The organism is Microcystis sp. LE18-22.4A, assembly GCF_027531105.1.
Taxonomy (GTDB): domain Bacteria; phylum Cyanobacteriota; class Cyanobacteriia; order Cyanobacteriales; family Microcystaceae; genus Microcystis; species Microcystis aeruginosa.
The window spans coordinates 1-11,250 of the sequence record NZ_JAPZRB010000292.1; the positions used below are offsets into that span (position 1 = coordinate 1).

The 11,250-nt window shown below is 38.8% G+C and carries 8 protein-coding genes; 3 read left to right on the top strand and 5 right to left on the bottom strand.

From position 1 onward, the window contains the following. Positions 1–409: 409 nt before the first annotated feature. The 5 genes from O9295_RS13445 to O9295_RS13465 all read right to left on the bottom strand — a co-directional run bounded on the left by O9295_RS13445 (position 410) and on the right by O9295_RS13465 (position 7,186). Entirely contained in the window at positions 410–3,025 is a 2,616-nt protein-coding gene (locus O9295_RS13445; protein WP_288033296.1) for a formylglycine-generating enzyme family protein, read from the bottom strand. Beyond that, a complete protein-coding gene (locus O9295_RS13450; RefSeq protein ID WP_288033298.1) occupies positions 3,018–4,037 on the bottom strand; it encodes an AAA family ATPase in 1,020 nt (339 codons plus the stop codon). The genes O9295_RS13445 and O9295_RS13450 overlap by 8 nt, the downstream gene beginning before the upstream one ends. 8 nt (positions 4,038–4,045) lie before the next feature. Then, positions 4,046–6,022 (bottom strand): VMAP-C domain-containing protein, encoded by a 1,977-nt coding sequence (locus tag O9295_RS13455; RefSeq protein WP_288033299.1) that lies wholly within the window; start codon positions 6,020–6,022, stop codon positions 4,046–4,048. Positions 6,023–6,039: 17 nt separating this feature from the next. After that, positions 6,040–6,399 (bottom strand): CU044_2847 family protein, encoded by a 360-nt coding sequence (locus tag O9295_RS13460; RefSeq protein WP_024969526.1) that lies wholly within the window; start codon positions 6,397–6,399, stop codon positions 6,040–6,042. 88 nt (positions 6,400–6,487) lie between these two features. Then, complete coding sequence (locus tag O9295_RS13465; RefSeq protein ID WP_288033301.1) at positions 6,488–7,186, bottom strand: DUF3782 domain-containing protein; 699 nt, start codon at positions 7,184–7,186, stop codon at positions 6,488–6,490. 469 nt (positions 7,187–7,655) lie between these two features. Between O9295_RS13465 and O9295_RS13470 the strand changes: the two genes are divergently transcribed. From O9295_RS13470 to O9295_RS13480, 3 genes are all read left to right on the top strand, one after another. Further along, positions 7,656–8,354, top strand: coding sequence for a hypothetical protein (locus O9295_RS13470; RefSeq protein WP_190723833.1), 699 nt, complete (start codon positions 7,656–7,658; stop codon positions 8,352–8,354). A 131-nt stretch (positions 8,355–8,485) separates the two neighbouring features. Next, positions 8,486–9,505 (top strand): methyltransferase, encoded by a 1,020-nt coding sequence (locus O9295_RS13475; protein WP_288033303.1) that lies wholly within the window; start codon positions 8,486–8,488, stop codon positions 9,503–9,505. A gap of 459 nt (positions 9,506–9,964) precedes the next feature. Further along, positions 9,965–11,149 carry a putative hexosyltransferase gene (locus O9295_RS13480; RefSeq protein ID WP_288033304.1) on the top strand — a complete coding sequence of 395 codons (1,185 nt, stop codon included), beginning with the start codon at positions 9,965–9,967 and terminating at the stop codon, positions 11,147–11,149. The last annotated feature ends 101 nt before the right edge of the window (positions 11,150–11,250 follow it).

Here is an 11,250-nt window from a genome sequence, read left to right on the forward strand (position 1 = left end):
ATGTAGGCAAAGTAAGGGTTTTGGGGCTTTTCTCGCGAAACAGGTGCAAGATTTTGAGAGAATCGTCGTTCAAAACCTCGCGTCTTCATCGGCCCGCGTCCTGTAGGGGCGAAGCATTCGGGCAATAACCTATCGGTGAAACCGGAGATTTTCTATCCGAATGCTTCGCCCGTACTTTTTCAGCACAGAAAACGGGTTTCTCCGAGAAACTCGTTTTCTGCTCATGGACACCCCCCTTATCAAGGGGGGCAGGGGGGATCGACACCCCCCTTATCAAGGGGAGCAGGGGGGAGAACCCAAATAACCAGATTTAGTATAACCCCTAAACTAATACACTTGTGCTATAGCTTGCCCAAAAAAATTCCAGAAAAGGGAATGAGGGTAAAAAGGGAAAAAAAGGGAAAAAGGGTTACAGGGTCCTCCCAGCACCGCACACCACCCGAAAACCGCCGCTGAAGTAGCTGACGCGGCGGAGGAAGTCGGTGAGGCGGTAAGCGGAACGGCAGTCATACGGATTGCTGAACCAAGAACCGCCCCGCAATGGAGAACGATTATCATCCCCATTTTTTGTCCAAGCACTGCCATCCGTCGGTGCGCCATAATAGTTATTGTGCCAGGTATCGGCACACCATTCCCAGACCTTGCCGTGCATATCGTACAACCCAAAGGCGTTAGCTACCTGAAAATAGCCCACTGGGGTTGTTTCACCTCGATATTCTCCTGTAGGTTCATCGGCATAGGTTTCAGTAGCTCGATAGTTAGCTAAATCTGCCGTTATCGTTTCCCCAAAGTGAAAGGCGGTTGTTGTCCCCGCTCTACAGGCATATTCCCATTCTGCCTCACTCGGTAGCCGATACTCCCGTTTTGTTTCCCTTGATAGTCGTTTACAGAATTCCGTTGCTTCATACCAGTTGACTCTTTCTACGGGTAGCTCATCCCCTTTAAAGTGAGAAGGGTTTGTCTCTAGGTCGATGTCTATTTTAGCGGTTGCGGCGATAGCTTGCCACTGAGCTTGGGTGATGGGATAACGCCCCATGTAGAAAGAGGAAACGGTTACTGGGTGTGGGGGTTTTTCTCGTCTAAATCCATCCCAACCAAATTTTTTCACCAGTCTTGCAATTTCCTCATCTTCCGTTCCCATCATAAATGTGCCGCCGGGGATTTCCATCAATTCCAATTCGACTCCCTCGGCTAGTTTTTCGACAATGCCTTCTGCTTGCCTTTTTTCCTTTTTGATTACCCATTTTTCTGGTTCAAAACGACTTGGAGACTGACGTTCTATGGTTGCTAGGGTAAATTCAAAGGTACGGGTTTTTAAGGGAGGTTCCGAGGGTTGAGGGATTGGAGGGGGATTAGAAATATTAACGGCGATTTCTTCGGCAAATTCTGCGTATTCTCCCCCCAGATTGCGTAAGACTTCGATGCTGACTTGAGCGAAGGGAAGAATTTTTTCTCTTTGTTCTGGGGGATAGGTGGGTAATAGGGTTAATAAAGCGACAAAACTGCGGATAGGACTTTTAATTTCCCCGGCAATATATTGGGAAATAGCATCGAGTACCTTGATAGTTTGTCGCCTACCGATAGCATCATGTAAGACCTGACGTACCCCGGGTAAAAAGTCATAGACTCGATACTGTCCTTCTTCATTTTCTACAATCGGTTTTAATAAACCTCCCATATAAAATTCTGCCACATGAACGGGACGCACTTCGTTTAAAAGAGTTTTACGAATAAGATTGACCACCTGCATACTTACCGGGGCAGCTGCCATCATTTTTGCTAGTTTTTTGGCCGGTTCTGACGCGGTGGCAAAAAATCGCTCGACCATTGCCTCGGCCTTATTTTTGATGCTGTTTTTATCTTCGCTGTCTTGCTTATTTTCCTCTCTGGATATAGGGGGAATTTCAATAATTTGTTGTTTAATAAATTCTAAATCAAATAAAAAAGCAGAAATCTGAGCATTACCTGAACCAGCGACAACTTTTGCCCATTGTTTGAGGACTTCTGTTTCTAACGTGATTACGGGAATAAGAAGGGTATTTTGCCAGTTAATCGGTAGCCATTGGGGATAATTTTTTAAGATTAATTTCGGATTGGGAACCCCGGCAGTTAAAGCAGTGGTGAAGAGTTTACGTCCTCGTCCTAGTTGGGTACTATTCCATAATCTTTCGGGGAAAAGTTGCAGAATAGCGGTGGGTTGTTTTTCTGACCAATCTTTTAACCAAGGATGAATTAAGGCTTTTTGCCAGAGAGGAGAGACACAATCACTTACTAGCAAAACTAATCCCCGTCCCCTGGGATGAATAAGTTCTTTATGGGGGTGATAACGTTGTCCTGGTTTACCTTTTTTTCTGCGTCTTACTAACTGTAATTCTTGATTATTTGAGGTTGATAGTTGCCAAACTCTGACGGTTTTAAATGCTCCTTGATTTTCTAAGAGATTTTGTAACTCATTAATTAATTCTCGCCAAATGAAAGAGGATCTAGATTCTTCTACTACTAATTCGAGGGTTAACCAGCGTTCCGGTTGGGGTTTAGTCACGGGTAGCCAAATATCCCTTTCTGCAATAAAAGAAGCGGTTGCTTCTTCATCTAGAATCGTTTTAGTCCCTGAGGGAACTTTTCCCATGAAAGGACGCAAAGCGCGACTAATCAAGAGTGCTGTCTGTAGTGCCGGAGCAGCAGGAACTTGAAAAGGAAAGCCTTGGATTGGGGTGGGTTTTTCTATTTCTTTGGGGAGAGATTCTTCGGTAATAACATCGACATTTGGCTGGGATTTTGATAGGTTATCTTCTGGAATCTCCTCTAAATTTTCCTCTATTTGATTAGAAGTTGATGAATCTATTAGCTGTTTATTTTCTGGAAATATTGGCGGTGATTGCAAGTCTTCAACACCCATTTGTAAGGCCAACCAGATACTATCAGCTATATCTTCATCACTGAGTTGTAACCGTTCGAGTAGTCCTGTTTGCTCTAGATAATCTAATAGTTTTTTAACTGATGAATTGGATGGGGATTCACTCATCTTCTATCGTCCCCAAATCTTTCAAAAGTTGACTAATGAGGTCATCTTGAGTTGATATAGCTCCTTTTTTGACCATAAAAATAGCATTAAGTAATTGATCCGTGGCTAGGGTTTGTGAATTGCGCTTTTGAATGAAGTTATCAATCAGTTTATCGATGTCTGGATTGTTAGCAATTGTTTCTTCTAAATGGGCCTCAATTATTTTAATTAAGTCGGGTTTCTCTGGCTCTTTCATGGTTAAACGGAGACAACGACGCAAAAAAGGTGCAGGAAAGTCTCGTTCTCCATTGCTAGTTAAAATCACAAAAGGAAAAGCCTTACAGATAACTAAACCATCATTTATAGGTGTTTTTATATCTTTCTGGGTAATGTCGGTTGTATCGGTATAAGCAGTTCGTACTTCAACGCTTGGGACTTCTTCTTTTAGCCTAACTAATTCGGGGATTTCAAAGCGTCCTTCTTCAAATAAGGTGAGTAAATCATTGGGTAAATCGATATCACTCTTATCAATTTCATCAATTAACAGTACTCTTGGCTTTTCTGACTCTAATAGTGCGGTTCCCAAGGGTCCAAGGGTAATATATTTTTCAATCTGTTTTAATTGGTCTTTTCGTTCTTCTGGGGTTAATTCTTTTTGCTCTCGTTCCAGTAATTTAACTTCCTGTAACCGACCGATCGCATCATAGTTATAAAGTCCATCTTTTAGGGTAGTATGGGTGGTAATCGGCCAGTATAATACTTCTCCTAATTTTAATTCCTGGGCGACTTTATAGGCAAGAGATGACTTTCCAGTTCCTGGTTTGCCGGTTACTAATAAAGGTCGCCGTAAATACAAGGCTGCATTGACCATTTTAATTTCTTCTTCGCGCACTAGAAAGGTTTCTCCCCGATGCTTACGACGACTTTCTCCCGGTTGCTTTTCTTTGCCAAAAGGTCGCCAGCTGGGAGGGTCTGGTAATGTCCAAGCGTCTGTGGGATCCTGATTTCCTGTAAAAATTTTCCAGTCTTTCATGATTCAATTTATGGCATCAAAAGTGGATAGTTGGGGGGAACAAGCTGATAGTCATCCCAAAGTAATGATAGATGATTCCCAATATGATTATCTTCTAACCAAGCGGCGGAACGTCTATTTTTAATTATTTCTGGTAATTTTTCTAGTGGACATTGACAGATAGGGTCTAATTTTTCCTGACAGTTAAGTTCTGGGTTAGCATCCGGTCGTATCCACAGAGATAAAGGTATTCCAGTTTCGTATAAAATGGCTAGAATATTTTTTAACTCTAAGGAGTTTTCTTGACTGAGATTAGTTAACCTTGAACCGATAACATTGTTAAATTTATGATATTTGAGTATTTTATTCGGATGGTCATTATTTGCCAGAGGTTTTTTTAAAATAACTATTTGCTGATTGTTTGATTCGATCAGTTCTTTGATTTCTTCTTCACACTTTAAGATTTGGGTCAGATTTTGCTGCTGTATATTCCGAAAAAGTTGGCATTTTTTCATCCATAAATAGCTTTGTTGATTGTTGATATTTTCGGCTGTTATTCGTTCTGAAAATCTCATGATTATCTCATGATCGACTCCCCAATGATGAGGATCGCAGCCTGTAGCTGTTGCCACTTCATCAATTGAAAATAAATCAATCGGTTTAATCTCTTTTTCAATAAATCTATAGGGAAGAAAAAATTGAACTTTTTCTAGGGAAGATTGACAGATATTTTCTGATTCTCGTTTAAATTTTTTTAGGTGATTAATCAATTCATTTTCTTGGAGATGATTACCCAGACTTATTCCTTCATTGGGGGTTAAAGATTGATATTCTCCACGTTTTTGAGGTTCTTTTTCTGTGGGATGATAATTGTTGATATCTTTAACAATCCAAGCTCTCAGCATTAAAGATTTGTTTTCCTCTGTAAGGGTAACAAATAAGCAGGGATTTTTGTCTGTTGATTTTTGAGCGATATTTTGTGAGCGATGATTAAGATTATTCTCTAAAGTATTGATTAAAACTTCCCATTTGGTTTGATATTTTTTTAGCCATTCTTTTAATAACTTTGCCAGAGCATCTGTTGAGGTTAACTGAATGACTAAATAGCCAATAAATATTTCTAACCAAGAAAATTTTGATTGAGAAGCATAGGTCAAATATCTTTCATCTAATTGATAGATTATTTCTATAAAATCAGACCAAGAGGAAGGAATTACTCTAGGTAAATCCACTAAATGATCCCTCACTTCAATTTTTAAATTTTCATAAGCTGTATTAAGTTGATCTTGATAACTCTTGTTTTCAAATACACATCTAATCGAGGAGATAATCTCAGAAATTTTTCCTTCTATTTGTGCTATATCTAGCAACTTCTTCCAAGCTTTTAAAAGAACATTAGTAGGAATAAAAAATGCAGATTTCGCAAACATTTTTTCCTTATCAGCCATTACTGCCATCCCCACTACTCCCCCCAATTGCTCATCCCAGATAGCTGTCCCACTAAACCCAGCTTCTGCAGCATATCCTGTGCTTTCAGTATCTTCTATCTGAATTTTCTTGTTAGCAATATGACCTTGTATCTTACCATCAGACCAGACACCTTCGTTTCTGGAAAAACCATAAGCTTTATAATTATGATCAGATAAATCTCCTATTTCAGAGGTAATTAAAGAAACTGGTTGAGCTTGTGAAGGAACTGAATCTTTTAATTTTAAAATAGCAATATCTTGAGGATCATTGCTGTTAAATTTAACTGGATACCAAATTTCTACGGTTGCTTCTAAAGATGTACCCGATGCAATGATAGGAAAATCACAATTAATAATGTCAGTGGGTTTCTCAGGAGATGTTAATACTAATCCTAAAGATTCATTGACAACATGAGCGCAGGTAATAATATACTCTTCTGAGACCAGAAATCCCGCTCCGGCAATTTTTATTGTATCATCTTTATTTTGTCGTTGCTTATAAATTCTAACCACAGAAAATTCTAGAGATGCAACCATTATTTTTATCTAAGTACTTATTGAGTAGATGATTGCTTATTTTTTTCCTTGTTATCCCATTTTAGGGTAATTTCATAATTAACATCGGCGCTGCCAGATGCAATAATAGCCCCTAGTCCAACAGTCATTTTTATCCCAAACTTGACCTCTACCTGATCGGCCGGTTCATTCAAACTTTTAACCTTATTAATTATGGCATTTGCCACGGGTTTTATGCCATTTAATGCGTCTTCAAAAGACTGAGCGGCTTTAACAGCTATTTCATCTGTTAGACTAATAAGTTCATCTTCTGGTTTCGGTTTGGGTAAGGGTAACTTTTCATCCACCTCAATGTAAATAGTCCCCTCCTCCGAGGTAAATTCCACTAAACGAGTCATAAAAATTCTCCTGTTTATTTTATTGCGGTTGTCTAGACTTAATCTATCACAACTCCATCTTTTTGGCCTCCTGCCTAATTCTATCTCTTTACCAAGTGTTCGGTTGAAAGTCAGCATCATTAATAATTGCCACCGTATCCCCAGAGGGTTTAATCACAAATAAACCTTTTTTATAAGCATAGCGATCTACACCTTCGTTAATTTCAATTCCTGCCACTGCACCGTAGGCTCGATAGTTTTGATAATGGGGAAAAGCGATTTTAAAACGAGTCAATTTTTCAATAAATTCATCCACATCATCTTGAGATAATCTCGATTTACATTCCACCACCACGAGATCGGTATCATCCACCGCTAGAATATCAATTTCCATGGCGATGCCTTGACGCTTGACTCTAGCGCGGGGATAAACTTCCTTAATATCAATGCCTTTCTCCTGAAAAAGCCGTAAAACCGCCGGCTCTACCAATTCTTCCACAAATCGACCCCAGCGAGTGGTCAGACTATCTACCGCTTTGCTGGTTCGTTCTACGGTGCGTTTCAGTTCTGCCATCGAGCGCTCGGCTTCGGCGGCACGGCGCTCGCTTTCTAATTTCGCTTCGGCAGCTTGGCGCTCGTTTTCTAATTTCGCTTCGGCGGCACGGCGCTCGTTTTCTAATTTCGCTTCGGCAAAGATACGTTCCATTTCCGCTCGACGAAGATCGCTTTCCCTTAAACGGCGATCAAACTCCTCGGCGGAAGCGCGGAATAGCTGGTAAATATCCTCAAGGGTAACGGGTTCACTCATGGACTGACAGGGGGTGCCGATAGACGGGGGGATTTAACACTTACCTATAATGCCTAATTATATCTCTTCACCAAGTGTTCGGTTGAAAGTCAGCATCATTAATAATTGCCACCGTATCCCCAAGATGGTTTAATCACAAATAGACCTTCTATCCATTAGTCAGAGCTTTCTTAACATTTCAAACCTTTGTAGCACAAGGCTTTCAATACTCGGTTAACAATTTGTAATATTCCTTGTTGACACCCTTACTGACAAAGAAAAAACTGAAATCAAGTCAGGATCAGGGTTGGAGTGCTTACTGACAAAATTGTTAAGAAAGATTCCTATCAGTAATCATACTAAATCCGTTGAGTATAGGCTACATATCAGGATAGGCAAGAGGCAAGAGGCAAAAGGAGGAATAGATAATCAGTCTTTAATCACTGGATTTAGAATCAGTGATCAATCAAGCTTTAACCATGAGTCAGTTATGATGATGAAATTATTAAGATCTGTAGTCATTTTTGCAAGTTTACTGAATGTTACACCTGGGATGGCAAATCATCCACCCCGACAAGTTGCTCAAGCGTCTAGCGCTTATTCGATTCAAGGTTATTGTTTTTCAGTCGCTAATGATGATCTGGATTCTACGGCGAGGATTTATATTCAGGGAAATCAAGTCACGGGTCGGGTAGAAGCTACGATTCATAATGAACAAGAATCTTATTATAGTTCCTATACTCAAACCTTACAAGGAAGGAAAAATGGGAATCAGTTAAACTTAAATATCAAGACAAAAATTGAGTTAGATACTCAAACAACTCAAGAAACCTGGACGTTAACTTCAGATTCTTTGAATACGGGACGAGTCGTTTATCAAAAACAACCTTGTTTAGTGTCTCAAATTCGGTTTGCACCAGGAACTAATACCACTACAGTTAATCAATCGGTTGTTCGAGGGAGTCGAAATATTTATTTATTAAGAGCGAATCAAGGACAGAGAATGGATCTGAAAATTACAGCATTAGAAAATAATGCCGTATTCGATGTGATTGCACCGAATGGGCAAATTTTGAAAACAGAAGCTACCCAATCTAGTTTAAAATTACCGGCTACTGGAAATTATGAAATAATTGTAGGGGGAACTCGTGGCAATGCCACCTATAAATTAAATGTTAAAATTCAATAAATAGAAGGAAACATGGAACAGCCTTGGGGTTGGGGGGTCTTGACTCTTGCCTCATCTCAACCAGCAATTTAAATGTGCGGGCAGCTTATCCTATATGGTACTGTTTAATTTTATTGCCACAAAAGTTGATTATGTCCTTACCTGAACTCCCTCTTCATCTTCAATTAACCCAAATGATTTCGGGTTACTGGCTATCTCAAGCTATCTATGCTGCGGCTAAATTGAGTCTAGCCGAGCATTTAAGCAAGGGAGCGAAATCTTGTCAAGAGTTAGCCTCCCTAACTGAGACCAATCCTGCTGCTTTATACCGACTGATGAGAGCATTAGCTAGTGTGGGAATTTTTCAAGAAACTGAATCTCAACAGTTTATACTCACTCCCTTAGCCGAACATTTATCTAGTGACCATCCCCGGTCAGTAAAAGCGACAGCGATTATGTTAGGAGAGGCCCCCCATTATCAAGCATGGGGAAATGTGTTACATAGTATTAAAACGGGACAACTATCCTTTGATGATGTCTTTGGGATGGGGGTCTTTGAATATTTTCAAACTCATCCGCTGGATGCAGAGATTTTTGAACAGTCGATGAATAGTTTTTCTTTTTCGGAGGAGAAGGCTATTTTAGCTGTGTATAATTTCTCTGAATTTCAAACCCTAGTAGATGTAGGTGGGGGATACGGTGAGATGTTGGGGACAATCTTAGAGCAATATCCCCACCTAAAAGGGATTCTTTTTGATGAAGACTATGTAATTTATCATTGTCAACCCACTTTAGAAAAACACGGCATTCTCGCTCGTTGTCAAACCTTTGGAGGTAATTTTTTTGAATCCGTACCGCCAGGAGGAGATGGCTATTTATTAAAACATATTATTCACGATTGGGATGATCGACGGGCAATTGCCATTTTGAAAAATTGTTGTGAAGGCTTAGATAGCAACGGTAAAGTCTTAGTAATGGAAATGGTTGTTCCTTCGGGTAATAAGCCTTCGTCTGCTAAAATGTTAGACATGAATATGTTAGTTATGTGTCCGGGAGGTAAAGAAAGAACCGCAAAAGAATTTGAGGAATTGTTAAGTCAAGCGGGTTTAAAATTAAATCGAATTATTCCGACTAAAGAAGATATTTTTATTATTGAATGCCTGAAAAAATAAGTCAACGAGATGAGGCGCAGTAATCGCCTACTTTTGTAGGTGCGTTAATCAAATGTAAGGCACCTTTCAACCTTGTCACAGGAGTGATAATTTTTCGGGCTTTTGCTATCGAATTACTCTGGAAATACGGCGGATTCAGGCTCAGTCTGGTACATCTTCTAAGTGGAAAGGCTTATCCAATAAGGAGTTGTCTGTGCCAGATGGATAGAGGAACCGCCGTACTCGGTAAAAATAGCATCAACAAAAATCTAGGGAACAATATTGTTCCCCCTTCAATCTTAGAATCCAGTTCACAGAAAGATACAGTTAGGAGCAATCAGACTCAACTATTTACTAAGATAATTTACTTTTGTTTCCCTATGGTAAGGTTCGGGAAAACCCCGGACTTAAAACTGGGCATATTTGTTTATTTCCTAATTCAAACTCAACCATAAAATTTTTTTAGGAGAAATCAATAAGATGGAATTAAAGGCCGAAACTAGCAACTTTAGTCAATCAAGAAAGCTTTTCTTGTATATATTAAAAATCTTCATCATTTGGAGAGGAACACTTTTACTGATGCACCTAATCGGACTCAGTTTTAGTCAGATGAATGAATCTTCATCTCCTCAAGAATCTTTTTGGCATTGGTTTCCCGATAATCATTATTTGGATTCTTTCTTTCGTTTTGATAGTTCTTGGTATAACGACATTATTCAAACAGGATATTCATACAATCCCGAAAAACAATCGAACGTTGCTTTTTTTCCTCTCTATCCTATTTTAGTCAAAGCAATTGCATCTTTAACTTCCTTAAGTGTGCCTATTTCTGGTCTTTTGCTTTCTAATTTATGTCTAATACTTGCCTTATTTTTTGTTTATAAAATCAGTAATATTTATCTGAATAAAAGAGGCTGTGAAAAAGTTTTAATTCTTATGTTGGTTTTTCCTACTTCCTTTTTTTATAGCTGTTTTTATACAGAAAGTTTATATTTGCTAACCACCGCTGCTTGTTTTTATTTCTTTCTGAATAAGAAATACTTTTGGTCTGGATTTTTTGGATTTTTTGCCAGTTTAACTAGAGTCACAGGAGTAATAATTTTTCTGGCTTTTGCTATCGAATTACTCTGGAAATATTTAAAGAAAAAAGAACTGCCCAAGAGAGAAAGTATTTTCCTACTATTAATACCCTGTGGGTTAATCGCTTATATGGTATTTTTAGCTTGGAAATTCAACGAACCTTTGGCATTTGTTAAAACTCAAGTTTTATGGAGTAGAGGTGAAAGAGTATTTCCTTTAATTACTCTAATAAACTACTGGAAGAACATCAATTTTATGTTTCCCAAAGATCCTATTAATGCAATTCGATTCTTCAATACTTTTTTTAGCTCCTTTTTTTTAGGTATCTTGCTATTCTCTATCGTTAAAAAGCCTCTAAATATTTCCCTGTTAATTTTTGCCTTCCTGAGCATTTTTTTACCTTTAAATACAGGAACAACACAATCAATGATGAGGTATATGATGACAATATTTCCAATATTTATTATCCTTGGATATTGGAGCCAAAAAAATCGTTATTTTTATGGGTTTCTGTTATTCTTCTTTACCTATTTTTTATCAATTCTGGTTCTTCGTTACTTGGTATGGTTCGATAGGGGGTCATAAATCGACTAAATCCTTATCTGGTAAGAGACTTAATTGATTAGTTCGCTCTAGATCAAAAATAATTGACAAAAATCGCTAAATGCCTTTCTATATAAGGGTTA

What these genes read in the sequence shown, in the direction of transcription:
- O9295_RS13445 (WP_288033296.1), bottom strand. Translation starts at nt 3,025, where the DNA reads ATGAGTGAATCCCCATCCAATTCATCAGTTAAAAAACTATTAGATTAT.
- O9295_RS13450 (WP_288033298.1), bottom strand. Translation starts at nt 4,037, where the DNA reads ATGAAAGACTGGAAAATTTTTACAGGAAATCAGGATCCCACAGACGCT.
- O9295_RS13455 (WP_288033299.1), bottom strand. Translation starts at nt 6,022, where the DNA reads ATGGTTGCATCTCTAGAATTTTCTGTGGTTAGAATTTATAAGCAACGA.
- O9295_RS13460 (WP_024969526.1), bottom strand. Translation starts at nt 6,399, where the DNA reads ATGACTCGTTTAGTGGAATTTACCTCGGAGGAGGGGACTATTTACATT.
- O9295_RS13465 (WP_288033301.1), bottom strand. Translation starts at nt 7,186, where the DNA reads ATGAGTGAACCCGTTACCCTTGAGGATATTTACCAGCTATTCCGCGCT.
- O9295_RS13470 (WP_190723833.1), top strand. Translation starts at nt 7,656, where the DNA reads ATGATGATGAAATTATTAAGATCTGTAGTCATTTTTGCAAGTTTACTG.
- O9295_RS13475 (WP_288033303.1), top strand. Translation starts at nt 8,486, where the DNA reads ATGTCCTTACCTGAACTCCCTCTTCATCTTCAATTAACCCAAATGATT.
- O9295_RS13480 (WP_288033304.1), top strand. Translation starts at nt 9,965, where the DNA reads ATGGAATTAAAGGCCGAAACTAGCAACTTTAGTCAATCAAGAAAGCTT.